The sequence below is a fragment of the Xaviernesmea rhizosphaerae genome (assembly GCF_001938945.1).
GTDB classification, from domain to species: domain Bacteria; phylum Pseudomonadota; class Alphaproteobacteria; order Rhizobiales; family Rhizobiaceae; genus Xaviernesmea; species Xaviernesmea rhizosphaerae.
The window spans coordinates 43,774-69,095 of sequence record NZ_MKIO01000022.1; the positions used below are offsets into that span (position 1 = coordinate 43,774).

The following is a 25,322-nucleotide window of genomic DNA, read 5'->3' on the forward strand; positions in this document are numbered from 1 at the left end:
GATACGCGACCGCCGCGTTGAGCTGGGAACTGCTCACTACTCGCTTCTTACCAACAGGACGACACCAGCAGGATCAGAGGTCCAATGGCCATTGACACTATCAAGTGGCTCCAACTCATCGCGTTGTGGCCCGTCGAGGTGTTCAAGCGCGCGGTCAGGATCATCTGTGAGTAGTTCGAGCCACACATCGACTTGGCTCTGTTTCTCAACGCGGTCTATCCACAATGTCATGCTGCCGAACGCAAATGCTACGCTATCGGTCATTTGCTTGCTGATCGGAAGCCCAACCTTGTCCCGATAGAAAGCAACAGTGTCCGCCCATTTATAGAGCGGTACCTTGATCGCAATATTTCTTCCGGGCTTGATCTCCATAATTCCTCCGGTTCCTGTGCTATCTTGTGTCCCAAAATTCCCGCAATCCGCGACACAGCAAGCTTTAAGCTATTCGCGACACAGGCCGCTAGGCAAGGAAAACTAAGAGCTTCCGCCGCAGGGCATCGGCATCCTTCAATTCGCACTCCCAGATGACGCAGGTCTGCCATCTGCCCTCAGATAGCAATTGTTGCGCCCGCTGATCGCGATCACGATTTCGAGCCACCTTGGCAATCCAATAGTCAGCATTAGTTTTGGGCTGGCGGATGCCGCGAGCGCAATCATGGCCGTGCCAAAAGCAACCATGTACGAAGATCACTTTCCTCCTGCCAGGGAAAACGATGTCAGGCGAGCCGGGCAAATTCTTTCGATGCAGGCGAAACCGGAATCCGAGAGAGTGAACCAGTCGTCTAACGATCAGTTCGGGCTTTGTGTCCTTTGATTGGACCGCCCGCATCGTTCGCGACCGAAGTTCATCGACCGTCATCCCTCAAACTCGATCCTCAAGCTTGGATCGCTTTCCACGTCAGCGACGATGCGATTGTAGCGCTCGATTATATCTTGAACCGCCGTGGGTCGGGCATCGCGTTCAAATACGCTCCACTCGTAGACATTGGTGGCGATGAACTGCTCGATCTCTATGACATCGAGACGGTCATCTACGCCGGCCTGCTTGGAAAGCGCTTTGGCGCCGCCAACACCATCTTCGGTCGTGACAATTAAAGGCCTGAGACCGAGCGACAGGTTACCTTGGCATTTGCGGATCAGTGCTTCACCAAGCGCAGCAGGCATATTTGGGACGACGCGTCACCAGATGTCGAGCTTCTCGCTGACGTCTCCGCCGATCCGATGCACGCTTTTGCCACAGCAGGGCAGTCATGGCTTTCGATGTCGATGACGACATCGATGCTGCAGTAGATGGGCGGGAAGTGAAGTAAGCCTCCGGTGGAGGCCGTGGGTTATGCCGCTTGAGCGTTCGGCGTGTATTGCTGCCAGTTCCACGGAAGCAATTGCTCCAGCCTGGTGATCGGTGTGTCGGCGATGCGGGCGAGAACGTCGGCAAGCCATGCCTGCGGATCGATGTGGTTGAGCCTGGCGGTCATGAGGAGTGTCGCCATGAACGCGGCACGGTCAGCACCACGGTCCGATCCGGCGAAGAGCCAGGACTTCCTGCCGAGCGCGAAGCCTCGCAGGGCTCCCTCGGCCGCATTGTTCGTCAGGCAAATCCTGCCATCCTCGAGGAATAACGTGAAGCCATCCCAACGCTTGAGCATGTAGTTAATCGCTTCTGCGAGGGGAGAACTGCGCGATAGCTTTGCCCGCTCGGTTTGGAGCCAGCCATGCAGCTCTTCGACGAGTGGCTGGCTGTCCTTGCGCCGGCGCTCCAGGCGCTGGTCGGCGGCAAGTCCGTTGATTTCCCGCTCGATATCGAACAGGGCGTCGATCCGCTTGACGGCTTCGAGCGCCATGGGCGAGATCGACGCAGCGTTCTTTCCGCGCTTGGCGTTCGCGGCAATGTCGGCGAGCACGAAGAATTTGCGCCTCGAGTGAGCCCAGCAAAGTGCTTGCGTCAGGGGACCGGGATCGCGGTCAGCCTTAAACAGCGGATTGTAGCCGCCATAGGCGTCCGCCTGCAGAATACCGGTGAAGGATTTGAGGTGGCGCTCCGGATGCTCCTGCCGCCGGTCCCGTGAGCCATAATACAGCGCGGCCGGCGGTGAGAGCCCGCCGAATGGCCGATCGTCCCGGACGTAAGTCCAGATGCGGCCCGTATCGGTCTTTCTCTTCGCCAGGATCGGCACGGTGGTGTCGCCGCCATGCAGACGCTCGGCAGCCAGAAGATGCGCCTCGATCAGCGAATGGATGGGCTTCAACGCCGCGGCACAAGCACCAACCTGGTCGGCCAGCGTCGACAAGCTGAGGTCAACGCCCTCGCGGGCATAGCGTTCGCTCTGGCGATTGAGCGGTTGGTGCTGAGCGAACTTCTCGAAGAGGATCATCGCCAGCAGGTTCGGTCCGGCAAAGCCGCGGGGAGTCATATGGAACGGAGCCGGCGGCTGCGTAATCTTCTCGCACTCCCGGCAGGTAAACTTCTCCCGCACTGTCTGGATGACCTTCCACTAACGCGGAATGACCTCCAGGGTCTCGGTAATGTCCTCGCCTAGCTTCGACAGCTTGGCCGAGCCGCAGCAAGGACAAGTCGTCGGGGCGGCGATGACGACGCGTTCGCGCGGCAGGTGTTTGGGAAACGGCTTACGTGACGGACGCTTGCGCTCGAAGGCTTTGACGGCGAAGACTTTGGCTGCAATCTCCGCGGCCAGTTCGTCTTCGCCGGCGTCTGCTTCAAGCTCCTCGAGTTGCAGTTCCATCTGTTCGAGGAGTCGCACTTTACGCTCGGACCGGCTGCCGTAGAGCTCCCTTCGAACCTTGTCGATCTCCAGCTTCAACCGCGCAATCAGCGCCTCGGAATGCGATACGAGCGCTTTTGCGCTGGCAGCTTCAGCCTTTGCGGTCACTGCTTCCGCCTCGGCAGCAACGCGCCGGGCGCGTTCCTGAGCCAGCAGTGCAAGCGCACTGGCAAGGTCGGTCGCATCGCTCATGACCGGATGGAATCATATTCGACACTGCCATTCCAGTGCTTTTGTTCACCCGGCGGACGTCGGCCGCCAAGTCTTTTGCGGCATCCGCCAGTCGATACCCTCCAGCAGATAACCGAGCTGCGCGGGCGTGATCACTACCGTGCCGTCGGCCGCTGAAGGCCAGATGAAGCGTCCCCGTTCCAGCTTCTTTGTGAACAGGCAGGCCCCTTGGCCGTCATGGCAGATCACCTTGATCAAGCCGCCGCCGCGGCCGCGGAACACGAACAGGTTCCCGCACATCGGATCACGCTTCAGCGCCTCCTGTACCGTCAACGACAGACCTGGAAAGCCTTTGCGCATGTCGGTATGGCCTGTCGCCAGCCAGACCTTTACACCTGCAGGAACCGCGATCATCGCAGACCCAATACACAATCGAGAATCCGGCCAAGCGCATCCGTGTCGATATCGCTGTCCACGCGGACACGACGGCCACGCCCCAGCTCAATCGTTACATCGCTGCGTTTGCGTCGGAGATGGGATGGTGCGGGTGGCTCCGGCATAGCAGGCGAGATTTTGGAAGCGGCCTCAGACACGATTACCGGCACCAACACGGTTCCCGTCTCGGTCTGCGGCTCCTCGATCCGGCACAGCTCTTTGCGCCAACGGAACAACTGGCTGACATGGATACCGGCCGCGCGAGCAATCTCAGAGACAACCGCGTCCAGCTCAAAGCAGGCAGCGACCAATCGCTCGTCTTCGCGTGACCAGCGCCGACGGCGCTCTATGGATGTGATCACCTCAATTGGATTCTTCGTCATATGACTACTCCTAGCGTTACCACTAGGACTGGCAGTCAGCAGCCCCTCATCGCAAGACGTCCTTCACCGTAGGCTTACGAAGTGAACCGCGCTTTACCGGCCGCTTCGCAGTCCGTTCCCTGCGCAGATCGTTCGACGCTTGCTCCTGATTTTCCAGACCGTCCGCCTCGACCTGTTTGCCTCTTCGAGCCCGAGGAGAAGCTGATCTTCCGCAAGAGTCGCGGCGCGACGACCGAAGCGGTGGCGCTGCAATTCCTTGATGATCTGGCGCAGCCGGTCGTTCTCGAGTTCGCGCGACAGCAAGATGACCTTGAGCGCGTTCAGTTCGTCGGGAAGCGCGTCCGCCGTCATCGTCATAGCACCACAGCAGCACACTTCGGCGCCCAGGAGGAGGGTGTTGACGCGGCTGATTCTACGGTCGCGGCGGCTACACTGCCCTCTGCGGGACAAGCGCCTCGATCGTCGCATGAACGCGCTTACAATCCAGCCCATCGAACAAGGCCGAGACCTAAGCGGCCGTCAGGCGCATCGCACCGTCCAGCATTTTTGGCCAATGCAACTCGCCACCTTTAAGACGCTTTGAGACCATGCACACACCGCTGCCGTCCCAGAAGACGAGCTTGATCCGGTCCACCCTTTTGGCTCAGAACACGTAGATCGTGCCGGAAACGGATCAACAAGCATCTCTGTTTTGACCAGCGCCGCCAAGCCCTCCTCGCCTTTAAGGAAGTCGACAGGCCGGGTGGCGACCATCACCTCTACAACTCCCGAAAATCCGATCACGACGTAGCTTTCACAGCCTGGATGACGGCAGCAATTTTCGCGGCGTCGACGCCGAATGCGGTCCTCATGATTGCCCCACCGAGCTCCAATTCGATTGCGTCGATGCTCGACCTTCTGGTTGCGCTCGGCGATTCCTGCTCTTTCACGACAGGCGTCGTGGGTACATTCAAGACCGCCGGCGCAAACATCCCAACATCGACATCAGGGACAGCTCCGAGCAGCTTGCGGGCGAGCGGACGCCAAGGGAACAACTGCTGCGGGGTCAATCCGTGACACCGAGCCACCGAGCAGACCTTCACACCCCGCTCGTAACTCTCGGAAACAATCTTCGCCTTCTGCTCGTTGCTCCACTCGCGACGACGGCCGGTGCCAGTAAAAACCTCAAACCGGCGCACCGGTTCTTCATCGCTGAATTCAAGCGTAAGCTGTGAAATCGACATATGTCTAAGCCCCCGTTCGTGCTCAACATCGTCAATCACGCACTGGTTCGAAAGGTGCGGTCGAAACACCGCATACCGTCGATCGTTCCGATTAGAGCGTTGTTATATGAATAGCCAACGCTGCCAAAAGAAAGCTCAATGCCAGCTTCCGCCAGCCTCTCTCGGAATACTTGATCGACAAGTATTGCGTACCGCAATCAAAATGTTAGATCAGCCCGCCGCGATGGACCGGCCGCCGATCATGAAGAGCCTGATCGAGCGCATCGAGCACGAATCCGCATCTCGAGTTGATGGCCATGTCGCGCCGGGCGCGGGCCGACACTCGGTCAACGTCCGTGCGCTTGGGAATGACCTCCTAGTAGGCGGACGGGGCAGCAGTATGCAGATTGGCTCGACCTCGAGCACCGAACGGTGTTCGCAGATAAGGGAAATCATCGCTTCAGTGGGCTCCGCCCGGAGAAAATATGCCGAGGCCTTGCGCCATATCTCCTTGCCTGACGAAGCTCGCGGTTATCTTGTTTAAGGCCTTCATCTTCTTGGCAATGTCGCTGGGCAGACCTGCTCGCTTGCCACTGTCGACCTCCGCCTTCTTCACCCATTCATTGAGCGTATGCGCCGAGAAGCCGATCTTCGCGGCTATCGAGCACACCTTCGACCAACAGATGCATGTTCAGCTTCGTACGCGGTAACCACTCGAACAGCGCGGGCACGGACTTCAGGAGAAAACTTGTTCGTTGTCTTGCTGGTCATAGACCCTACATTCTCACGAGTTTGGGTCTCCGGCAAATTCAGTGCGTTTCAACTTAAACACTTGAATAAATGAACGATTTCCGCACTCCTACACACAATTATATCGGAAATGGAATGCCGTTGCCCATCATTTCCGAGAATCATTAAAAATACCAACGCGCGTCCTACCCGGAACTTGAGGCCATACAGCCGTGTCTCAGCATTATTTACCTTTTAACTATTTACTGGGATTGTTACGCTGAAATTCGAGTAAATCTCCCGGTATTTAACTTCTTCGAGGGTCCTATGAAACGTCGACAATTCGTCGCAGCGGGCGCGTCGTTGCTGGCCATGCCGTGGGCGCGGCGCGCTTTCGCGGGGAATGAAATTCCGTTGCGTTACAATGCCACGGAGAAGCTGGACGAAACGTCGCTGCCCGCGAAGGCACTGAAACTCGCTTTGTCGAAGCTTGACAAACCCTATGTGTTGACACCGTCGCCAGTGGGCTATCCCACGCAATCCGGTCTGATCAATGCCTTGTCTACCGGCGGGGAAATAGACATCTGTTGGGTCGGGGTCGAGCGGAACGCTTGGGATGCCACCCTGCCAGTTCCGTTCCCGATAGACGGAGGGCTCCTCGGCTACCGTCTATTCCTTATAAATTCCGATCGCCAGCCGGATTTCAGTGGCGTGAAGTCGATTGACGCCCTTCGCAACTTTGTCGCCATCCAGGGGCCCGGCTGGGGAGACATCGATATTCTCCGCAACGCCGGCCTTACAGTCCGGACCGGTCTTTACAAGAACCTCTTCCGTATGACGGTCGGCGGGCGAGCAGACTATTTTCCCAGAGCGGCCTATGAGGCAGTCGACGAGTACAAACAGTATGTCGGGGATGTCCCCAAGCTCGCTGTCGAGCAGGACCTTATCCTGAAATATAAGTTTACAATGATGTTCTTTGTTTCGAAAAAGAAGCCCGAGCTGCGCGACGACATCATGAAGGGCTTGGCGAAGGCGCATTCGGACGGCTCCTACCAAGCCATGTTCCAATCGGACGACAACGTGGCGACGGCGCTGTCACAGGGCAATCTCGGACAACGCACGCTAATTGAGATCGAGAATCCAAAGCTGCCTTCGGAAGTGAACGCGATCGACAAACGGTACTGGTTCTCAGTTTGACGACCACGTCGCATTTTGCAGAAAGAACCGCCGTGAACACAGACAAGAGGGCATTTACATGAAGACTTCTATCAAGACACAGATCCTGATACCGACCCTTTCCATGATGGCGGTCGGTCTCGTGGTCGTAGGAGGATTTGCCGCATTTTCGCGCGCGGACATGCAGACCGACATGTTTCAGAAAAAGGTCGATCTCACCGCGCAGCTCGTGCTGAGCGGCAGCGCCAATGCAATGTGGCAGTTTGACAGTGGCATGGCGAAGGAGACGCTTGCGCCAGCGACTAGCGATCCGGATTTTCGAGCGGGTGTGATTTTCGACGACAAGGGCACCCCGTTCTATTCCATCGGCGATGCCGCGATCATCGACGCGCTGGCGAAGTCGGATGAAAAGGGGCTTGACGGGTCGTTCGTCATCAAGTCGATACCTCTCAACCGCACGGAGGAGGGCAAGCTGATGACGATAGGCCGGATGGCCATCGTCTTCGACACGAGCACTGCGGCGGCCAGCAGCTGGAGCTCCATGCTCGCCATGGGACAGCTCGCTGGCGGCGTTCTCCTCGCCTCCTGCTTCGCGCTCTTCATGCTCCTCGGACGTCTGGCGCGGCCGATCGCGCTCCTCTCGCAGGTCATGCGGCGAATGTCGGAGGGCGACTTCAACACAGATGTCCCGGGTGTGGAGCGGCGCGATGAGCTCGGCGACATGGCAAATGCAGTTGGTGTGCTGCGTGACAACTCGCTAAAGGCGCTTGCTCTCGAAGGCGAAACCGGTGAGATGCGCGCCCGGGAAGAATCCAACCGCAGGACCGAGCAGCAGCGTATCGAGCGCGAAGCCACGCAGTTGCGACAGGCGACCGACCTCTTGGGCACCTCTTTGGCAAAGCTTGCGATAGGCGACCTGACCTGCCGCATCGATACGGTTCTTGCGCCGGAGTATGAGCCGATCCGCGTCAACTTCAACGCGGCGGTCGATCAGCTGAGTGAAGCAATGAATTCAGTGATGGCGTCCGTGCGGAATATCGACCTTGGCACGGACGAGCTCGCCAGCGGTGCTGACTCCCTCTCCAAGCGCACCGAACAACAGGCCGCAGCGCTGGAGGAAACTGCCGCAGCGCTGGACCAGATCACCGCCAACGTCTCAAACTCGAGCCGGCGGACTGACGAAGCGCGCATCGTTTCAAACAGGGCGAACGGTGCCGCGGTCCATTCCACCGAGGTGGTATCTCGGGCGGAGGATGCAATGCAACGGATTGAAAAGAGTTCGCAGCAGATTTCCAATATCATCGGCGTCATCGACGAAATTGCCTTCCAGACGAACCTTCTGGCGCTGAATGCCGGAGTCGAGGCAGCGCGTGCCGGCGATGCAGGCAAAGGCTTTGCCGTGGTCGCCCAAGAGGTAAGGGAGCTCGCGCAACGCTCCGCGCAGGCAGCAAAGGAGATCAAGGCCCTTATCAACACATCCGCAAACGAGGTAGGCTCAGGCGTCCAGTTGGTCCGCGAGACCGGAGACGCATTGAAGGAGATCAGCAAGGACATTGCCGAAATCAACCTTCACGTCGATGCCATTGCTCTATCGGCACGTGAGCAGGCAACCGGCCTCGGCGAGATCAACACCGCGATCAACCAGATGGACCAGTCAACGCAGCAGAATGCTGCAATGGTGGAGGAGTCTTCCGCTGCTTCATCGACGCTCGCAGCCGAGGCCACAAAGCTTAGAGAGTTGGTGTCCGGTTTTGTCATCGACCAGCAAGTGGGCGCATTGCTGGAAACAGGACTGCGGATGACCAGGGCGGTGAACAGCATCGAAAGTTCCAAAATGATGCCGGCAATTCACCGAACACGTCGCAACGCAACAGATGGCAGCTGGGAGGAGTTCTGAAAACGAGCGCGCGTTGACGCCATTTTGAGGCACCGGAAACTCCCGCGAATTGAATCCAAATCTGAGAAGGCTTCGTGCGTCTTGCCTGTTCAAAAACCGCCAAGGCTTTAATCGCTGCTGAATGAAAGTTGAGTGGCAGGGCACTGATTGTAAAGGTCGGCGATCTCGCGCCGAGGCGTCGAGATCGTTGGTCACGAGGCTCAGGATGTGGCCGGTCTTCAGCCTGACGGTGACGACGCGGACTGGCTCCGCGAAGGGATTGGATCTGGAGCTTACGAGGCGTTCGGGCAGCTGGCCGATCGCATCCTCGATGACGCCGTCGGTCTTTCGCGCCGGCTTGGCAAAGCGTGCCTGCTCGACGAGCGTCACGGACGTGTTGATCCTCAGCCGCGTGACGAAGCGCGCGTCGGCCTGATCGATCTTCGCCCACCAGGCGAAGTCGTATTAAGCGAGATCACAGACATGGGTGGTAATCCCCCGTTCCTATCGGGGCTCGATCGTCGAACTCACGCGGCCATTTTCAGTTTCTGTGCGGGTGTAATGCCGCCGATGCCCATGTTAGGCGGTTCATTGTTGTAGGTCCATGGCCACTGCGTGGCAAACTCTTGTGCCTCCTCAATACTTTCGATGATAGGCTGGTCGAGCCATTCGTGCCGAACCGTGCGGTTAGAGCGTTCAACGTAGGCGTTCTGTTGGGGCCTGCCTGGCTGGATGTAGCTCAAGGCTACTCCCCGCCTCTCTGCCCATTCCATCAGCTTGCCACTGATATATTCCGGTTCTTGAGTATCTAAGCGGACGATTGGCTGATACCATGCCTCTATTCGGTGCTCCCGTAACGCAGCAGCCACTCTTTGGATTGCAGCCGGTCCTCTGGAAATTTTGGTCGCTAATGTCTCATCGTACACAAGAAGGCTTCCACGACTTGTGAGCTTCGCATAGTGTAACGCCGAGCCGGCCTTGCTCCTCATTTCATCGACAGAGTGTAAGCCGTCCGATACTGCCATTCCCACAGTTGCGGTCGTAAATACTTCATTACGAGCGCAGCTCGTTTGGTGACTGGCAGCTTCGATGAACCTGTTGATACCAGCCTCAGCCTGTGCTTACTGAAGATCGTTGTAAATAATCGCAAACTCATCTCCCCCAAGGCGATATACGGGAACAGGCGCGACCGCATCTTTCAGGCGCGAAGCCATCGCTGCAATTAATTCATCACCGGCTGTGTGACCAAAAGTGTTATTGATAAACTTCACATTATCCAAATTGACCAGTGCGAGTGTCCACCTCTCGCTTAAAGGCTGGCGTTCCAGTGCTGCATTGAATTTCGCACGGTTGGGCAGGCCAGTGAGAACATCGGAAAAAGCTAGGCAGCGGATCTGAACCAATTCTCTATGACGCTCAATAGCAATCATACCCAATGGCAGGAAGGACTCAGCGATGCCCTTTTCAAATGCAGTAGGAGCGCGATTTCGATGGAAATGTAATATGAGAATACCAATAAAATCACTGTCTATACCAAATATCGGGCAGCAAAGGCATGCCTTTATGCCCAAATTCAGCGCTAACGCATCCGCGCGAGACCAATTGGGATCGCTCGCAATATCACTCACAACTATGGAGCCTTGGGAGAATTCGAACATATCTTGAGAGACGGCGAGTAGGCCAAAAGCCTTGACCGCAGCGCCGATGTAGTCATCTGGAAGGCTAGGGGCAGCACAACATCGGAGTATCCCCTCACTATCATTGCCTAATATTAACGCAAGACATTCGGGAATGACTTTTTATATTTCCAAACAAATTTCTTTTAATATGAAAATCGGATTTTCACCTTGATAAATCTGATTCAATATTCTGATTTGCACATTTATTATCTCCAATTCTTCCTCCCCAGCACCATCGCATTATTTGCATTTTACTGCGATCAAGTTTACTGTTGCATGTTAATATAATTTTTAAATAAAACTCTTATAAAATTAGTACAATGCAAATTATTTATATATATCCATCTGCGAGACATGCGAATGAAATACTTCACGTTGCCGTTTTCAAGCAGTGCGTCACGCTGCAGTCCTAGTCGCCCTACGAGTGCTACTGCTCTGACCTTCAAGCTGGAACCTATCAACGATCTCCATCAACGCCGCAGCCTCCTCGGCGAGGAGTCGAGTAGCGGCATTGGTCTCCTCGACCATTGCCGCGTTCCGTTGCGTGGTATTGTCCATTTGATTGATTGTGCCATTGACCTCCGCCAGCGCTGTCGCTTGATTGCGCGAAGCCATCGCGATCGATCCAACGAGCTCACACACTGTTTCGATATCGGTAGAAATGTTCGAAAGCACTGTACCAGTTTGCTGCACCAGATCGGCACCGACCGAAACCTCGCCGCGCGTCCTGTCGATCAGCTTCTTAATCTGGCGGGCAGCCTCCCCGGATCGTTGCGCCAGTTCTCGGACCTCGTGAGCTACCACGGCAAAGCCCTTGCCGCTTTCTCCGGCGCGTGCGGCTTCGATCCCGGCATTGAGTGCGAGAAGGTTGGTCTGGAAAGCGATCTCGTCCATGACCTGAATGATATGAACAATTTCATCGGAAGCACCTTCGATCCGCCCCATGGCGGTAATGGCCTGCTCCATTACGGAGAGAGAAGCGACGGCGCTGTGTCTAGCGTTGCGAACGATCTCGTCGACTTCTTGAGCCCGGACAGCCGAGGCCCGTACAATGGACGTGACCTCATCGACCGCCGCTGCCGATTCTTCCAAAGATGCAGCTTGCTGCTCCGTGCGGTGCGCCAGATGATCGACAGCCGCGCTCATCTCCGACGCATTTCGTTGGATCACAACGGTCGTATTTTTCACTTGCTGTATCGTCGCCTGTAACCGCTGAAGGGATTGATTGAAGTTTATCCTTAACTGCTCAAGGCGACCCTCAAAGACGGTATCGATAGGCTGCGAGATGTCCCCCTTTGCGAGAAGCTCTAGACCGGCGCCCAGCGCTTCTACGGCATGTTCGATCTGGCGATCGAAAGCGCGTTTCGCCGCTTCGCTTCGTTGGCGTTCTTCCTCAACTGCGGCACGTTGGCGGTCGCTTTCCTGCTCAATCTGCAGCTTCGAGACGGCATTCGCCCGAAAGACACCAAGCGCACGTGCCATGTCGCCAATTTCGTCTGGACGCGTATCGCCCACAATCTGCGTATCGAGAATACCTTCCGCCAAGCGTCGCATGGCCATCGTGATCTGGCCGATCGGCCGTTTAAAAGTCACGACGAGGCCGGCGCCAGCGAAAATGGAAATGAGAATACCAATCGTCGTCGTGCCGAGTGAGATTGAGTTCGCATCGCTCCGGTCCCTGCCCGCGCTCTCCTTCTGGCGCTCGGCGAAGGAAACGAGCGTTCGCCACACAGTATCAATCTCAGCGGCCGCCTGTGCGAAAGTCGACAAGCGTTCGCGGCTGATGTCCACCAGGCGCAGGCTCGCCTCTTCGAGGACTGCCAGCGCCGGAACAAGCCTCGCATCCAGCTCGGCATAAATGGGGAAAACACCTGCATTCTGCTTGAGCTTGGCCAAATCTTTTCGCATGGAGGCAATCTCCTGCATCAGTCGTGTTTGATTTTCCGGCGTCGGCTGAAGGACAAAGCGCGCAAAGATGATTTGGATTGAATAGCCGGAAGTCATGAGCTGGCGCCCGTCGGCAAGCACCGTCATCGCCTTCTCGCCCGGCACGGAGAATGCGGCAAACCGGTCGGTTGCATCGTTGAGCTTACGGAGGGCAATGGGTGAGAAGGTGGCGGAAAACTCTCTGAATTGCCTGAGCTTTTCCGCGACGTCTGACACGGCCTTTGTCGAAAAGTCATTTGCTTGGAAGGTTTTCTGAAGGTCGTTCAGCAAGGCATCTAACGATTTGACAACCGGTCGTTCTGACTCAGAGAGCGCCATTGCGGTCATTCTGATCCGTTTCCTCAGCTCCGGCAGGGCAGCCTCCACCACCTTGCGCTTGCTTGCGCTATCAGATGCCGAAGCGAAAGCTTCTTGCGTTGCGAGCGCCACAGCCTGAAGGGCGCGAATGCTGCCAGCGTCTCGCAGCAGCCCCTTAGCTACATTTTCATCATCTTGCACGCCGCGCTGCACCTTCCTCAGCGCCTCTCCAATGTTCGCCTGCGACGAGACGATGATACTAACACTCTTCTGCATGCGGGCTTCGAGGTCGGTCTTGTTGCTGTGCAGCGCCCATAGTTCATCAACATATTTTCCTGTCTCCTCAATAGTAGTTCTGGCTTTGGCGAGATCGGAAGCACCGCCATCCAACTGCGCCTCGTTGAGCATGAGGGACAGCGTATCCTGCTGGCGCGCAATCCGATCCTTGACCTCTACAAGCGCAGCTTCGGTCGTTTCGGAAAGGAATCGGTGCATGCTCGCAGCAAGATCGCGAAACCCGGTCAATGTCTGCAAAACATTGTTAGACGTCTCGATCCGATTCTGAAGCAAACCAGACGCCCAAATGCCCGTCAGTCCGACCACTGATATACTCAGAACAAAAGGCAAAAGTAATAATATAACCTTCGTCTGGAAACTATAACGTGATAGCATTTTATCTACACTCATGGAGCTCCCCCAAAACATGCGACCATGCACTATTGATGCCAATATCGCTCAATCTATATTAAAACAATATTGACGAGTAATTTTTCGGAGGTTTTCCATTTGAGAATTTGGTATCGAAATTCCATTGTAAATTATTCCCGTATTTTTCTTCCATACCACGCCGCGCATTGTCAGAATTTGGGCGCTGGAAAGAACCGCCCGCTGTAAAACCGGGACCTTGTCGCCGACAGCTACCTCCTAAACCGCACTGGTTTTGCCGGAGGCTCCAACTTCTGAGAGAGTGGAGCCACATTGTGAGCAAGACAAAGAACAGGTCGTCATCTGAAGTCCGTGAGCGTGCCATCCGCATGGTCTTGCATCATGAAGCATGAACATCCGTAACCGTGGGCAAGCACACCAGAGGAACGCGGTCTCGACCAATTCGTAGGTCGATCTTGGACGTGTCTCCACCGACATTGATCCACAACGATGATCGCCTATGCTTTACTCCAGCATCACCGTTTGCAAACGGCAAAGCGGGAAAAAACGCAGACGACGCTCGCAAAAGGGACCACCGAAGCCGACCGTGCCGGCCATCCGCCGGGCCGTCATAGACGCGCTTCCTCGACGGCGACCGGTACGCGCCGCCCGAGGACTTCCTCAACGCGATGGCAAAGCCGCAGAATCAACAGTATCGCGAAGTCGTGGAATGTGATGGCGGTCGCTTCGAACTGGACGATATTGCCGTCGATACCATCAACGAGAGGATATCCAAACCGGCGCGTCGCCGAACCCCTGGAAAAGCTGGCTTCGCAAAGAGCCATAACAGCCGCCACTGAAAGGAAAACCGCCCATCCACGACCCACGCCGGATGGTTACGCATCGTCAGGGAAGCCGGCGGTTTCTCCGGCGCCGGCCTCGATCAGACATTCATGTCCAAGCTTGTGGAACTGCGCGGCGCTGTCCGGCATCAGGGCAACGCGCGCTTCACCCTCGTGCAGTTCTCCAGCGGCGCCGATCTTCGAGCGAACTTCAAGATTGTAGCAAATGTCAGTGCTCACCCCTGCGCTTTCGTTGCAGCTAAAAGTCGAGCGAGTAAAGCGCAATGGTTTCCAGTATTGCGGTCCCGGCCGCGACCCGCAACAAACCGGCTTCGCTCGTCTCGACGACCTTTAAACTGGCTGCAGCACGCGACTTCGAAAGCGAAACCTCCGTGTCAGTAAAAACGATGAAGGGAACAGCTCTGTCGAGCAAGCTCGACGCCGTGACCGGAGTCTCCTTCATCTTGGAATGCTCAGCCACCACGAGGAGATCGTCACCGGATATCAGCTTCAGAAAATCGATGTCGCTACCGACAAAGAGGATCGAGCGGATCTTCACGCTGGCCAAGCAGTTGCGAAAGAACTCCGCGAGCGGACGCATCTCGGCAGAGGCATGGATGAAGACGCAGCGCGCTGTCTTCACTAGCTCGGCGGCTTTGATCATAGCCGCTCGGTCGATAGACTCGCAAACGGTCTCAATGGAGAGATGTACCGCCAGCGCGGTCCTGTTCAGAAGGTCGTTTTCAGGATGACCTATCCTAGTATCCGACTCTCTAATCGATCTGCCCAGACGCTTGGCATATCGTCCGCGCACGCCCTCGCGGACGACGTCCTGCAATTGGCTGAACCCTTCATAGCCAAGCAATTGAGCGAAACGGACGAGCGTAGATGGTGCAACTCGCGACTGCGCTGCAACAGAGGCAACTGAACCCAGCGCCACGGCATCCGGTGTATCGATGATGTATTTGGCGACAGCGGCAAGCCGCTTGGGCAATCGCGCCTGCCGCATGAGGATCGATTGGTGCAGGGCCTCGAATGTATCGGGCGGCTTCTGCGAGGATGGGGTGCTCTCACTTTCGACGGTGCCGTTCAGTCCGGAGTGAACGGAATTGCCCCCTAAGGGCTGCCTAGTTGTTGTCATCATAGAGAGCCGGCCACGAACTGCGCGACCCCATCGCCAAACGACCAGTCTTCATCATTATTTTCTACAATTGAGATCATGAGATCAGCGGGATCAACCCCGCAGTCTCCTTTCAGCCGACTTGCAAGCCTCCGATAGAAATCGATCTTCTGCTCCCGGCTTCGCGGTCTGGAGACGACTTCGATCATCACGAAGCTATCGCTGCGCACAAAACCCAGCTCTGTATCCTGCGCAACGAAGTGCGTCGCGTCGTGCTCGAACAGAATCTGGTAGCGATCACGCTCCGGCACCCCGAAGGCAGCGAGCATGACGGCATGGACTGTATCGAGCAGCGTGCCCACCTCCTCGGTGGTCCGACTATCCTTGTGGATGTGAAGCTTGATCAGCGGCATGCGGCTGTCCTTTGGTCAGTGATCCGTGGGTAAGGGCCACGATCACTTCTGGTCGCGATCGAGGATCGATTGAACGGCGGGGTCCGGCACGAAGCGCCACTTGCGCAAGGGCCCAGCCATGACGTTCAGATAATAGAGGTCGAAACCGTATGGCGCACCGCAAGGGTGATGGCCGCGCGGCACGAGCACGACGTCGTGGTCCTTCACCGCGATGGTCTCGTCGAGCGACCCGTCGTCGGTATAGACACGCTGAAGCGCGAAGCCGTCCTTCGGGTCGATCCGGTGGTAGTAGGTCTCTTCCAGATAGGTGATGCGGGGATCGTCATCCTCGTCGTGGCGGTGGCTCGGATAGGACGACCAGTTGCCGGCGGGCGTGAAGACCTCGGTCACCAGCAGGCTGTCGCAGAAATCATTGCCTTCCATGGCAATGTTGTTGATGAAGCGCTGGTTGGCGCCGACGCCGCGCGGCGTGAGCGCGATGCCATCCGGGCCGATCCGCCGGGCCTTGTGGCCGCTGCGCCCCGGCGCGAGGCAGACGGCGATGGCGCAATCAGTCGTGGCTGTCGCCTCGAAGGCTTCACCATTTGGCACATACAGGCAATGCGGCGGCGTGCGCTCGAAGACACTCATGCGCTCGCCGAGCTCGCCCCATTCGGTGCCGGCTGCGGTGAAACGCGCGATGCCCTCCACCATGACGAGAATGGCTTCCATGTCCCCTGTCGCCTCGGCGATCGTCTCGCCAGAACGCAGGCGGTAGAGGCTGAAGCCGACATAGCGCCAGCCCGCCGATTGCGGGGTGATCTCATGGACCTTGCCATGCGAGCCGAAGGGACGGCGGCGGAGACTGCTCATGGCTCTGTCCTCACGCCGCGCCGGCCGACCGGTCCAGCCCAACCTCACGCGCCATCGCCCTGAGCGCCTTGAGGCCCATGTCCTGGTAGTGGAAGGGTTCGCGGACCGCGCTGTCCTGCTCGGCCTCGATCACCAGCCAACCGGAATAGCCACTTTCTGCTGCGATTTTCAGTACCGGTGCGAAATCGACGCAGCCTTCCGGATCGCCCGGCACAGTGAAGACACCGCGCCGCACGCCTTCGAGGAAGGACAGGTTTTCTTCTCGCACCTGCCGCATGATGTCCGCGCGAATATTCTTGGCGTGGATATGCGTCACGCGGTCCATGTACTTGTCGGCCACCTCTGCCGGGTCAGCGCCACCAAACGTGCAATGGCCGGTGTCGAGCAGCAGGCGCGTATGCGGCCCGGCCATCGCCATGAAGCGGTCGATATCGGCCGCGCTCTCGATGATCGTTCCCATATGGTGGTGGTAACCCATCCGCACGTTTTGGCTCGCGGCATGCCGCGACAGTACCTCATAGCCCTCCGAAAAGCGCGTCCACTGTGCATCCGTCAGAATCGGCCGGTCGTTAACCGGCGTTCCGTCGCTGCCGTGGACGGTGTTGGAGCATTCGCAGGCATTGATGTGGTCGCCGCCGGCCGCCTTTGTCATATCGATGAAGCTCTGCAACGCGGCGATTTCTGTCTCGAGGTCATTGAGGAGCAGGTTGGTCGAATGCCAGCCGCCGGCGAAGCGCAGGTCGTATGCACCGAGTTCCGCCTTCAGGGCGGTTCCTTCATTCGGCATCTTGTGGCCCTTCTCGATGCCATCGAAACCGATCTTACGGCAGTCCGACAGACAATCGTCCAGAGAGAGATGCGCGCCGATCGTCTGATCGTCATCGTTGGACCAAGCGATGGGGTTTGTTCCGTAAAGGATCATGTGTGCGTCCTTCATATAAAAATCTGACACTTCAGTTGAGGCGCTGACGTGGCAGCGTGGCTTCGTAATGTGCGCGGGCTATGCGCAGAGTCTCGGTCTCGCCAACGGCAGGCACCGCCACATCCCACCAGCCGCCGCCGATCCCCGCGCCTGTCTCGGCCTCTGTGTCGATGACGATGACGGTCGGGATGGTCCGGCTGCGCGCGCTTACGATCTCCGCTTCGAGACCCGCGAGATCCGGTACCTTCACCGCGTGCGCGCCCATCGAGGTCGCATGGGCGACGAAGTCGATCTCCGGCTGCACCTCGATATTGCAGTCCTTGTACATGTTGTTGAACTCAGCCCCGCCGCATTCCTGCTGCAGCCGATTGATGCAGCCGTAGCCGCGATTGTCGGTCAGCACGATCGTGAAGGGCACGCGCATCATCACGGCAGTGGCGAGCTCGGAATTGGCCATCATGTAGCTGCCGTCGCCGACGAAGCAGATGACCTCCTTCTCGGGCGCGGCGAGCTTGATGCCGAACGCGCCAGCCACTTCGTAGCCCATGCAGGAATAGCCATATTCCATGTGGTATCCGCCGGACGCCGCGCGCCACAGGATCTGCAGCGCGCCGGGCATAGTGCCCGCCGCGCACATCGCAACCGTATTCGTCTGCGCGACCCTCTGCACGGAGCCGATCACCTGAGCATCGGAGGGCAGGAAGTTCGGCTGCGATACAGACGGTGCTGCGGTTGCGGCATCCGCCGCCTCGAACCAAGCATCGCGCGCAGCGTAGTCCGGATCTGCGAAGCGATGTCCCTGAAGTCCTTCTGTCAGGCGCTCCAAGGCGACCTTGGCGTCGGCGACGAGCGGAATCGCGCCGTGCTTGGCGGCGTCGTAGCCCGTGAGGTTGACCGAGACGAGCTTACGGTCGGGATTGCCGAAGGCGGTCCAGCTTCCGGTCGTGAAGTCCTGGAAGCGAGTACCAACGCCGAGGATCAGGTCGGCTTCGGCGGCGATCTTGTTGCCGCAATCAGTTCCTGTGACGCCGGGCGAGCCGAAGTTCAGCCGCTCCTCCCAGTCGATCGCACCCTTGCCGGCCTGCGTCTCGACGATCGGAATATTGTGGGTTTTGGCGAAAGCAAGAAGGTCGGCATCGGCACCCGAATAGAGCACGCCGCCGCCCGAAACGATGATCGGCTTCGTGGAAGTTTTCAGCGCTGCGACCACGTCGTCCACCTCACGCGGATCGGGCTCCGGACGGCGAATGCGCCAGGTCTTCGGCGTGAAGAAGGCTTTGGGATAGTCGTAAGCCTCGGCCTGCACATCCTGGCAGAAGGCGAGCGTCACGGGACCGCAATTGGCCGGGTCGGTCATGACCTGCAGCGCGCGCGGCAGCGCGGTCATGATCTGTTCCGGCCGGGTGATCCGGTCGAAGTAGCGGCTGACCGGGCGGAAGCAGTCGGTGACGGTCATCGTACCGTCGTCGAAGTCCTCGATCTGCTGCAGCACGGGGTCGGGGCGGCGGTTGGCGAAGACGTCACCGGGAATGAACAGCACCGGAAGGCGGTTGACATGGGCAAGCGCCGACGCAGTGACCATGTTCGTGGCACCGGGGCCGATCGAGGACGTAACGGCCATGGCCTTCCGCCGGCGCTTCGTCTTTGCATAGGCGATCGCGGCATGGGCCATGGTCTGCTCGTTCTGGCCGCGCCAAGTCGGCAGTCTGTCGCCAATCCCCTTCAGCGCCTCGCCGATGCCGGCGACGTTGCCATGGCCGAAGATCGCCCAGACCCCTTCGATGAAGCGGTCGCCTTCCTCGGTCATCTGGACCGAGAGCCAGCGAAACGTCGCCTGCGCTGCCGTTAGCCGAATCGTATCCATCATGTCAGTGCCTTCCCTGCAACTTCTGCGTCGCAAACTTGTCCTGTTCAGCTCCTTGGGCCGTCTCATCCTGTCGCAAACCGCCACGCGCCGCGTCCCAGACGTCGCAAAGCCGCCGATAGCGCGTCTGCATCTCCGCGACAGCGTCGTCATCGGACAGTCTGCCTGCCAACCATTCGCCCGCCGTTTTGGCGAAGATCGTCCGACCAACCGCGAAACCCTTCACGAGCGGGAACTCCGCGGCGACCGCGAAGCTTGCCGCCAGTTCCGCCTCCGGCGCATCAAGGCCGAGAACGACGATGCCGCGCGTGTGCGGATCATTCTCGATGATCGCAGCGCAGGCCTGTTCCCAAGCACCGCGGCTGGCCATCGGCTCGAGCTTCCACCAATCGGGATAGATGCCGATCTCGTAGAAGCGGCGGATGAGGGTCGCGGTGGTCGCTTCGTCGACCGGGCCGACCTTCGAGGGAACGATCTCCAGCAGGAATTCAAGGCGATTGCGACGGGCGGAGGCGAAGAGGCGCTTGACCGTCTCCTCCTGCGCGGCCTGCATGGCGTCGTCGTCGTCCGGGTGGCAGAAGCAAAGGACCTTGACGACGTTGTCGAGGGGCCATTCATCGAGACCACCGAAGTCTGGGCCGATTTCCGGTTCCAGCGTCAGCGGCCGGGAGCCCGGCCACTCGACCGGTCGTCCGATCCACAATCCGGTTCCGGAGGCTGCCTGAAGCGCCTTCCGCCCAAGCCGGCTGTCGCAAAGAATGCCGTATCCCGACTGCCCATTCTGCACCCCGAGGGCGGCGCGCAGGCAGAGCTGCTTAAAGGCGCCGATCTTCTCCGGCTTCGCACCAGCCATCGTTTCGAGCTGCATGCGGTGGTCGAAGGCGAAGACCCGCATGGTCGACCAGTCGCCGTGGCGGTTCGTCGACCAGTGGATCTGTTCGAGCTCCGCATCGTGGCGGAGCGCATTGGTCTTCACGCCCCGCTCGAGGAAGAAGTCGAGTTCGGAGAGCGACGGATAGGCGGGCGTGCAGCCATGGCGGCTGACGGCGAAGGCGCCGCAGGCATTGGCATATTGAAGCGCGCGCGGCCAGGGCGCGTCTTCCAACCAGCCCTTAATCAGGCCCGACATGAAGCCGTCGCCAGCACCGAGCACGTTGAAGACCTCGATCGGAAAGCCGGGACCGCGTTCGCCTTTATCGAGCGTCGCGGGGATCGCGCCGGTGAATGCGACCGCGCCGTGGGCCCCGCGCTTACAAACCAGCGTCGCCTCCGATACGGCACGTACAGCCTTCAGCGCCGCGATCGTGTCGGTCGACCCGCCGGCGATATGGAACTCCTCTTCCGTGCCGACGATCAGGTCGAAGAGATGCAGGGTCGACTGGAGCTTCTCGGTGACGCGCCGGCTTTCCACGAAGCGGCTTTCGCCGTCGCCATGGCCGGCGACACCCCAGAGATTCGGCCGGTAATCGATGTCGAGCGCGGTACGAGCGCCATGCTTGCGGGCGAGATCGAGCGCCTTCAGCACGGCCTTCTCGGTCTGCACATGGCTGAGATGGGTGCCGGTCGCCACGACGGAGCGGGCGCGCGCGATCAGCGCCTCGTCGATGTCGTCCTCGCAGAGCGCCATGTCCGCGCAGTTCTCGCGGTAGAAGATGAGCGGAAAGCGCTCGTCGTCCCGGATGCCGAGCAACACGAGTGCGGTGAGGCGCTCCGGATCAGTCTTCACCCCGGACACGTCCACGCCCTCGCGCGCCAGTTCCTCGCGGATGAAGCGGCCCATATGCTCGTCGCCGACGCGGGTGATCAGCGCCGAGCGGAGACCAAGGCGCGCGGTGCCGGCGGCCATGTTGGTGGGCGAGCCACCGATATATTTGCGGAACGAGCCCATGTCCTCGAGCCGCCCGCCAACCTGCGCGCCATAAAGATCCACCGACGAGCGGCCGATCGTGATGACATCGAGAGTTTCACCCATTCTGTCCTCCAGGAGCGACGCGGCATGGCCGTGGCCACCGATCGCGCTGTGCCAACTCTTAGTTGGCGTTCAAGCTTGCTGTCCGCCCGGCTCCGGGCGATATTGAGTTTGGTGTTGCATTCAAAACTTTGATATTGCGCGGTACGCTGAGCTTCATTCAATTACATCGACGTCGGCCAACCTCCATTCGGGAATATCCTGGGGTCCAGAGACCCGCTGGCAGTGCCTCAGACCTGACATTGCAAGAAGCGAACAAGTCAGTGGTCACTTTCTTTGATGGCTACGCGTTTCAATTTCCGCGTTGGCTGTCGGATGCTTTAGTAGGCCGCGGGCTCGGGAGGCAGAGCCCGCGGCCTCGCCGCTTCCCCCGTAAGAAGGCGGCGGTAATCGTAGCCACTGCTTGGTGGCTCGTCCTGGCTGCATCAGCTCCGCTTCACGCGCTTTTTCTGGCGATACATGTCGGCAACCACGGCAGCCACGATGATCAGCCCCTTCAGCATTTCCTGATAGTAGGCGTCGAGCCGCAGAAAGGTGAAGCCTGAGATGATGACGCCGAATATAACCATGCCGATGCAAGTGCCGAGAACCGAGCCGCGGCCACCCGAGAGGGAAACGCCGCCGATCACAGCCATGGCGATGGCATCAAGTTCGTACATTTGCCCCATGCCCGCCTGTGCTGTGAGGCCACGGGCGGCAACCACGATGCCAGCCAGAGCGGAAAGCAGACCGGCGACGGCATAGATCTTCACCGTGTGGCGTTCGACATTGATCCCGGTGACGCGCGCCGCATGGGCATTGGCGCCGATCGCATAGGTGAACTTTCCGTAGCGGGTGTAGCGCAGGACGACATGCATGATCACCGCGACGATGAGGAAGATCACAACCGGCATCATTCCCTTCCCCAATGCGGCGAAGCTATCGGTCGGGAAGCTGATCGGTTGGCCCTTCGTGTACCATTTTGCAAAGCCGCGGGCCGTCACCATCATGCCGAGGGTGGCGATGAAAGGCGGAATGCGCGTATAGGCAATCAGGGCTCCGTTGATGGCCCCACAGAGTACACCGACAATCAGGCCGATCGCGACAGGGATGACGACCGGAAGGTCCGTCAGGCCGGGATAAAGAGCCCGCTCGAACGTTCCGATCTGGGCGAAGCTCATGGCGATCATGGCCGTGGCGCCGACGATCGATCCCGAGCTGAGATCGATACCGCCGGAGATGATAACCTGCGTCACGCCGATCGCGATGATACCAATGACCGACACCTGCAGGATCATGATCGACAGGCGCTGGGGATTGAGCAGAAACGATTGTCCCTGCAGGATCCAGCCGAGCAACTCGAAGGTCAAAGAGATGCCGATGAGAACCAGCAGGATATTCAGTTCGGACGGCAACTTGCGTTTCGCCGACGTCGCGGCCACGGCCTGTTGCGAAATCGTGTTCATGTGTTCTCCTCCTCTTCGGCGCCGCCTCAGCGCGCCGCGAGATCCATAATTTTGATCTGGTCAGCCTCTGCGCGGTCGAGAAACCCGGAAACGCGCCCCTCCTGCATGACCATGATGCGGTCGCTCATTCCCAAGACTTCCGGCAGCTCCGACGAGATCATCAGAACGGCGACGCCTTCGGCCGCCAGGCCTGTGATCAGTCGGTGGATTTCCGATTTGGCGCCGACATCGATCCCGCGTGTCGGCTCGTCCAGGATGAGAATGCGTGGCTTGGTCAGCAGCCAGCGTGCGATCAGCAGCTTCTGCTGGTTGCCGCCTGACAGATTTTCAACGATCTCGTGGAGGTTTGGCGTCTTGACCCTCAGCTTCTTCGCCATGCCTTCCGCCAGCTCCGTCACCCTCTTCTGGTCGACAAAGCCTGCCTTGACATGCGAACGGGTGATCAGAGCGGACTGGATATTTTCCAGACAATCGAGTGTGAGGAAACATCCCGTCTCCTTGCGATCCTCGGTCAGAAACGCCATTCCATGCGCCATCGCCTCATTTGGGCTCTTGATGGTGACAGGCTTGTTATCGATCAGGATCTGGCCACTGTCGGCAGGTGTCACGCCGAACAGAGCCTCGGCGACGTTCGAGCGTTTCGCGCCGACAAGGCCGGCGAGACCCAGGATTTCCCCGCGCCGCAACGAAAACGAGATGTCGTGAAAGACACCGGGAATGGTGAGGTTCTTCACGTCGAGAATGACGTCGCCGATCGCGCAATCGATCTTCGGAAACATGTTGGTGATTTCGCGCCCGACCATCATGCGGATGATGTCGTCGCGGGTCACATCCTTCGATGAATGCGTGCCGATATACTTGCCATCGCGGAAGACCGTGAACTCGTCGGCGATTTCGAAAAGCTCGTTCATCTTGTGGGTGATGTAGATGATGCCGATATCGCGGGCCTTCAGGTCGCGGATGATGGCAAAGAGATGCTCCACCTCGCGCTCGGTCAGCGCGGAGGTCGGCTCGTCCATGATGAGAATGCGCGACTCGTAGCTGACGGCGCGCGCGATCTCGACCATCTGCTTCTGTGCCACGGTCAGTTCGGAAACTTGCGTGTCGGGATCGAGCGAGAGGTTGAGCCGCGCGAAGAGCGCGCGGGTCATCTCGGCCATCTTGCCGTGGTCGATCAGGCCGAAGCGGTTTCGCGGTTCACGCCGGATCCAGATGTTTTCGGCGATCGTCATCCAGTTCATCAACTGGAGTTCCTGATGGATCATGGCGATGCCCTGCTCCAGGGCATCAAGCGGCGATTTGAGCGTCACCGGCTCGCCACGCAGGCGGATTTCGCCCGCATCCGGCTGATAAATGCCGGCGATGATCTTCATGAGCGTGGATTTGCCCGCACCATTCTCGCCCATCAGCGCATGCACGCTTCCCTTGCGGATGCGAAGCTGGACATTGTCGAGCGCGAGAACACCCGGAAATTCCTTGCGGATCCCCTCAAGCGCGAGAAGCCCGTCGATCTCGGTCCGCTCGTTCATCCGCTTGATTGCGGACGCCGTGGCCTGGCTAACCATTCCCATCCTCCTCCCAGGTTCCACGAAGGGGCAGGACGCCCCTTCGTGGCATGTCATTGTCAATTCTTCTTCTGGTAATCCTTGAGATTGGACGGGGTGACGAGTTCGAAGGGCACATAGACCTTCTTTTCGACGCTCTCTCCCTTGGCGAGCTTGAGTGCGGCATCCACCGCCCCCTTGCCCTGACCGGCGGCGTTCTGGAACACCGTCACGTCGAGATCGCCCGCCGCCATGGCCGCGAGTGCGTCCTGCGTCGCGTCGATGCCGCCGACGACGACCTGGTCCATCGGAATGTTTGCCGCCTTCAGCGCCTGGATGGCGCCGATGGCCATCTCGTCGTTGTTGGCAAGGACAGCATCGAACTTCACGCCGGCCGACAGCCAGTTGGTGACAAGGTCCGCGCCCTGCGTGCGCGACCAGTTGCCGACCTGCTCTTCCGCGATGGACATGAAGCTGCAGTCGGGCGTGGCGATCACGTCCTTGATCGCCTTCGTGCGCATGCGGGACGCCTGGTTGGAGAGCTCGCCCATGAGAACGACGACCTTGGCCTCTTTCTTTCCGGCGGCCTTCAGCAGACGGCAGGCTTCCTTCGTTTCCAGTGTGCCGGCATCGATCTCCTTGGAGGCGACGAATGCCTGCTTGTCAGGAAGCTGGTCCACATTGGCGGGCTCGCGGTTAACGTAGACAAGCGGGATACCGGCCGCGGAAGCAGCCTGCGACATGGCCGCCGTCGCATCGGTATCGACCGGGTTGACGATGATCGCATCGACGCCCGAAGCCACGAAGTTCTGGATCTGGTTCAGCTGCTTGCCGACGTCATTCTGAGCATCTTCAATTTGCAGCTTTACGTCCTTCTCCTTGGAGTAGTCGATCATGCCGTTGCGCAGCACGGTCAGAAAGTTGTCGTCGAACAAAGCCATTGACACGCCGACATTTTGAGCCTGTGCCGTGCCGGCCATCATGCCCGCCAGCAGTGCTGCCATAACCAATTTGGATTTCATGCTGCTCTC

23 protein-coding genes and 4 pseudogenes are annotated in these 25,322 nt (G+C 58.7%); 4 read left to right on the forward strand and 23 right to left on the reverse strand.

Annotation, left to right across the window (positions count from 1 at the left end; genetic code table 11):
- Nucleotides 1-36 precede the first annotated feature (36 nt).
- The 10 genes and pseudogenes from BJF92_RS06710 to BJF92_RS26430 all read right to left on the reverse strand — a co-directional run.
- On the reverse strand, nt 37-372 hold the full coding sequence (locus BJF92_RS06710; protein ID WP_075634009.1) for a hypothetical protein: 336 nt from the start codon (nt 370-372) through the stop codon (nt 37-39).
- Between the two features lie 88 nt (nt 373-460).
- Nucleotides 461-859: a very short patch repair endonuclease gene (locus tag BJF92_RS06715; protein ID WP_075634010.1), complete on the reverse strand. Its 399-nt coding sequence runs from the start codon at nt 857-859 to the stop codon at nt 461-463.
- Nucleotides 856-1,164, reverse strand: a complete 309-nt coding sequence (locus BJF92_RS06720) for a DUF4928 family protein (RefSeq protein ID WP_198931532.1) — start codon at nt 1,162-1,164, stop codon at nt 856-858. The genes BJF92_RS06715 and BJF92_RS06720 overlap by 4 nt, the downstream gene beginning before the upstream one ends.
- Nucleotides 1,165-1,331: 167 nt before the next feature.
- Nucleotides 1,332-2,972 (reverse strand): annotated as a pseudogene (gene tnpC, locus BJF92_RS06725) (IS66 family transposase).
- Nucleotides 2,973-3,017: 45 nt separating this feature from the next.
- Nucleotides 3,018-3,365: an IS66 family insertion sequence element accessory protein TnpB gene (gene tnpB / locus BJF92_RS06730; RefSeq protein ID WP_075634011.1), complete on the reverse strand. Its 348-nt coding sequence runs from the start codon at nt 3,363-3,365 to the stop codon at nt 3,018-3,020.
- Nucleotides 3,362-3,769 (reverse strand): IS66-like element accessory protein TnpA, encoded by a 408-nt coding sequence (gene tnpA, locus BJF92_RS06735; protein WP_075634012.1) that lies wholly within the window; start codon nt 3,767-3,769, stop codon nt 3,362-3,364. The genes tnpB (BJF92_RS06730) and tnpA (BJF92_RS06735) overlap by 4 nt, the downstream gene beginning before the upstream one ends.
- 168 nt (nt 3,770-3,937) lie before the next feature.
- Nucleotides 3,938-4,126: pseudogene (locus BJF92_RS25985) on the reverse strand (transposase domain-containing protein); the annotation flags it as partial.
- Between the two features lie 151 nt (nt 4,127-4,277).
- Nucleotides 4,278-4,403 carry an IS66 family insertion sequence element accessory protein TnpB gene (tnpB, locus tag BJF92_RS26425; protein ID WP_078057889.1) on the reverse strand — a complete coding sequence of 42 codons (126 nt, stop codon included), beginning with the start codon at nt 4,401-4,403 and terminating at the stop codon, nt 4,278-4,280.
- 145 nt (nt 4,404-4,548) lie between these two features.
- Nucleotides 4,549-4,992 carry an IS66-like element accessory protein TnpA gene (gene tnpA, locus BJF92_RS06750; RefSeq protein ID WP_075634013.1) on the reverse strand — a complete coding sequence of 148 codons (444 nt, stop codon included), beginning with the start codon at nt 4,990-4,992 and terminating at the stop codon, nt 4,549-4,551.
- Nucleotides 4,993-5,063: 71 nt separating this feature from the next.
- Nucleotides 5,064-5,266, reverse strand: a pseudogene (locus BJF92_RS26430) (IS3 family transposase); the annotation flags it as partial.
- Here BJF92_RS26430 and BJF92_RS26435 point away from each other — a divergent pair.
- The 3 genes from BJF92_RS26435 to BJF92_RS06770 all read left to right on the forward strand — a co-directional run bounded on the left by BJF92_RS26435 (nt 5,234) and on the right by BJF92_RS06770 (nt 8,773).
- Nucleotides 5,234-5,515: a hypothetical protein gene (locus BJF92_RS26435; protein WP_425356455.1), complete on the forward strand. Its 282-nt coding sequence runs from the start codon at nt 5,234-5,236 to the stop codon at nt 5,513-5,515. The pseudogene BJF92_RS26430 and the gene BJF92_RS26435 sit on opposite strands and share 33 nt — an antisense overlap.
- Nucleotides 5,516-6,027: 512 nt before the next feature.
- On the forward strand, nt 6,028-6,897 hold the full coding sequence (locus BJF92_RS06765; protein ID WP_143523951.1) for a type 2 periplasmic-binding domain-containing protein: 870 nt from the start codon (nt 6,028-6,030) through the stop codon (nt 6,895-6,897).
- Nucleotides 6,898-6,955: 58 nt separating this feature from the next.
- Nucleotides 6,956-8,773 (forward strand): methyl-accepting chemotaxis protein, encoded by a 1,818-nt coding sequence (locus BJF92_RS06770; protein ID WP_078057890.1) that lies wholly within the window; start codon nt 6,956-6,958, stop codon nt 8,771-8,773.
- A 506-nt stretch (nt 8,774-9,279) separates the two neighbouring features.
- On the opposite strand, the pseudogene BJF92_RS06780 reads toward BJF92_RS06770, so the two are convergent.
- The 3 genes and pseudogenes from BJF92_RS06780 to BJF92_RS06790 all read right to left on the reverse strand — a co-directional run.
- A pseudogene (locus tag BJF92_RS06780) lies at nt 9,280-9,555 on the reverse strand (integrase core domain-containing protein); the annotation flags it as partial.
- Nucleotides 9,556-9,873: 318 nt separating this feature from the next.
- On the reverse strand, nt 9,874-10,380 hold the full coding sequence (locus BJF92_RS24680; RefSeq protein ID WP_158032206.1) for a diguanylate cyclase domain-containing protein: 507 nt from the start codon (nt 10,378-10,380) through the stop codon (nt 9,874-9,876).
- A 447-nt stretch (nt 10,381-10,827) separates the two neighbouring features.
- Complete coding sequence (locus BJF92_RS06790) at nt 10,828-13,362, reverse strand: methyl-accepting chemotaxis protein (RefSeq protein WP_075634086.1); 2,535 nt, start codon at nt 13,360-13,362, stop codon at nt 10,828-10,830.
- Nucleotides 13,363-14,009: 647 nt separating this feature from the next.
- On the opposite strand from BJF92_RS06790, the gene BJF92_RS25520 reads away from it, so the two are divergent.
- Nucleotides 14,010-14,180 (forward strand): hypothetical protein, encoded by a 171-nt coding sequence (locus BJF92_RS25520; protein ID WP_158032207.1) that lies wholly within the window; start codon nt 14,010-14,012, stop codon nt 14,178-14,180.
- Nucleotides 14,181-14,216: 36 nt separating this feature from the next.
- Here BJF92_RS25520 and BJF92_RS25080 read toward each other — a convergent pair whose 3' ends face one another.
- The 10 genes from BJF92_RS25080 to BJF92_RS06845 all read right to left on the reverse strand — a co-directional run bounded on the left by BJF92_RS25080 (nt 14,217) and on the right by BJF92_RS06845 (nt 25,295).
- Nucleotides 14,217-14,402 carry a hypothetical protein gene (locus BJF92_RS25080; protein ID WP_425356452.1) on the reverse strand — a complete coding sequence of 62 codons (186 nt, stop codon included), beginning with the start codon at nt 14,400-14,402 and terminating at the stop codon, nt 14,217-14,219.
- 19 nt (nt 14,403-14,421) lie between these two features.
- Entirely contained in the window at nt 14,422-15,303 is an 882-nt protein-coding gene (locus BJF92_RS06805; protein WP_075634020.1) for a MurR/RpiR family transcriptional regulator, read from the reverse strand.
- Nucleotides 15,303-15,695 carry a tautomerase family protein gene (locus BJF92_RS06810; RefSeq protein WP_075634021.1) on the reverse strand — a complete coding sequence of 131 codons (393 nt, stop codon included), beginning with the start codon at nt 15,693-15,695 and terminating at the stop codon, nt 15,303-15,305. Before BJF92_RS06810 ends, BJF92_RS06805 begins: the two co-directional genes overlap by 1 nt.
- A 42-nt stretch (nt 15,696-15,737) precedes the next feature.
- Entirely contained in the window at nt 15,738-16,547 is an 810-nt protein-coding gene (iolB, locus tag BJF92_RS06815) for a 5-deoxy-glucuronate isomerase (RefSeq protein WP_075634022.1), read from the reverse strand.
- A gap of 10 nt (nt 16,548-16,557) precedes the next feature.
- Nucleotides 16,558-17,469 (reverse strand): myo-inosose-2 dehydratase, encoded by a 912-nt coding sequence (iolE, locus tag BJF92_RS06820; protein ID WP_075634023.1) that lies wholly within the window; start codon nt 17,467-17,469, stop codon nt 16,558-16,560.
- Between the two features lie 31 nt (nt 17,470-17,500).
- Nucleotides 17,501-19,336: a 3D-(3,5/4)-trihydroxycyclohexane-1,2-dione acylhydrolase (decyclizing) gene (gene iolD, locus BJF92_RS06825; protein WP_075634024.1), complete on the reverse strand. Its 1,836-nt coding sequence runs from the start codon at nt 19,334-19,336 to the stop codon at nt 17,501-17,503.
- A gap of 1 nt (nt 19,337) precedes the next feature.
- Entirely contained in the window at nt 19,338-21,305 is a 1,968-nt protein-coding gene (locus BJF92_RS06830) for a bifunctional 5-dehydro-2-deoxygluconokinase/5-dehydro-2-deoxyphosphogluconate aldolase (protein WP_075634025.1), read from the reverse strand.
- A 422-nt stretch (nt 21,306-21,727) separates the two neighbouring features.
- Nucleotides 21,728-22,747 (reverse strand): ABC transporter permease, encoded by a 1,020-nt coding sequence (locus BJF92_RS06835; RefSeq protein WP_075634026.1) that lies wholly within the window; start codon nt 22,745-22,747, stop codon nt 21,728-21,730.
- A 26-nt stretch (nt 22,748-22,773) separates the two neighbouring features.
- On the reverse strand, nt 22,774-24,318 hold the full coding sequence (locus tag BJF92_RS06840) for a sugar ABC transporter ATP-binding protein (RefSeq protein ID WP_198931533.1): 1,545 nt from the start codon (nt 24,316-24,318) through the stop codon (nt 22,774-22,776).
- A gap of 53 nt (nt 24,319-24,371) precedes the next feature.
- Nucleotides 24,372-25,295, reverse strand: coding sequence for a sugar ABC transporter substrate-binding protein (locus BJF92_RS06845; RefSeq protein ID WP_425356454.1), 924 nt, complete (start codon nt 25,293-25,295; stop codon nt 24,372-24,374).
- Nucleotides 25,296-25,322 lie beyond the last annotated feature (27 nt).

Bases quoted from the DNA above. Each gene is read 5' to 3' on its own strand.
- BJF92_RS06790 (WP_075634086.1), bottom strand. From the start codon at position 13,362: ATGAGTGTAGATAAAATGCTATCACGTTATAGTTTCCAGACGAAGGTT.
- BJF92_RS25520 (WP_158032207.1), top strand. From the start codon at position 14,010: ATGGCAAAGCCGCAGAATCAACAGTATCGCGAAGTCGTGGAATGTGAT.
- BJF92_RS06710 (WP_075634009.1), bottom strand. From the start codon at position 372: ATGGAGATCAAGCCCGGAAGAAATATTGCGATCAAGGTACCGCTCTAT.
- tnpB (WP_075634011.1), bottom strand. From the start codon at position 3,365: ATGATCGCGGTTCCTGCAGGTGTAAAGGTCTGGCTGGCGACAGGCCAT.
- BJF92_RS06765 (WP_143523951.1), top strand. From the start codon at position 6,028: ATGAAACGTCGACAATTCGTCGCAGCGGGCGCGTCGTTGCTGGCCATG.
- BJF92_RS06810 (WP_075634021.1), bottom strand. From the start codon at position 15,695: ATGCCGCTGATCAAGCTTCACATCCACAAGGATAGTCGGACCACCGAG.
- iolD (WP_075634024.1), bottom strand. From the start codon at position 19,336: ATGATGGATACGATTCGGCTAACGGCAGCGCAGGCGACGTTTCGCTGG.
- iolE (WP_075634023.1), bottom strand. From the start codon at position 17,469: ATGATCCTTTACGGAACAAACCCCATCGCTTGGTCCAACGATGACGAT.
- BJF92_RS06830 (WP_075634025.1), bottom strand. From the start codon at position 21,305: ATGGGTGAAACTCTCGATGTCATCACGATCGGCCGCTCGTCGGTGGAT.
- tnpA (WP_075634013.1), bottom strand. From the start codon at position 4,992: ATGTCGATTTCACAGCTTACGCTTGAATTCAGCGATGAAGAACCGGTG.
- BJF92_RS06805 (WP_075634020.1), bottom strand. From the start codon at position 15,303: ATGACAACAACTAGGCAGCCCTTAGGGGGCAATTCCGTTCACTCCGGA.
- tnpA (WP_075634012.1), bottom strand. From the start codon at position 3,769: ATGACGAAGAATCCAATTGAGGTGATCACATCCATAGAGCGCCGTCGG.
- BJF92_RS06770 (WP_078057890.1), top strand. From the start codon at position 6,956: ATGAAGACTTCTATCAAGACACAGATCCTGATACCGACCCTTTCCATG.
- BJF92_RS06845 (WP_425356454.1), bottom strand. From the start codon at position 25,295: ATGGCAGCACTGCTGGCGGGCATGATGGCCGGCACGGCACAGGCTCAA.
- iolB (WP_075634022.1), bottom strand. From the start codon at position 16,547: ATGAGCAGTCTCCGCCGCCGTCCCTTCGGCTCGCATGGCAAGGTCCAT.
- BJF92_RS06835 (WP_075634026.1), bottom strand. From the start codon at position 22,747: ATGAACACGATTTCGCAACAGGCCGTGGCCGCGACGTCGGCGAAACGC.
- BJF92_RS06715 (WP_075634010.1), bottom strand. From the start codon at position 859: ATGACGGTCGATGAACTTCGGTCGCGAACGATGCGGGCGGTCCAATCA.
- BJF92_RS06720 (WP_198931532.1), bottom strand. From the start codon at position 1,164: ATGCCTGCTGCGCTTGGTGAAGCACTGATCCGCAAATGCCAAGGTAAC.
- BJF92_RS26435 (WP_425356455.1), top strand. From the start codon at position 5,234: ATGAAGAGCCTGATCGAGCGCATCGAGCACGAATCCGCATCTCGAGTT.
- BJF92_RS06840 (WP_198931533.1), bottom strand. From the start codon at position 24,318: ATGGGAATGGTTAGCCAGGCCACGGCGTCCGCAATCAAGCGGATGAAC.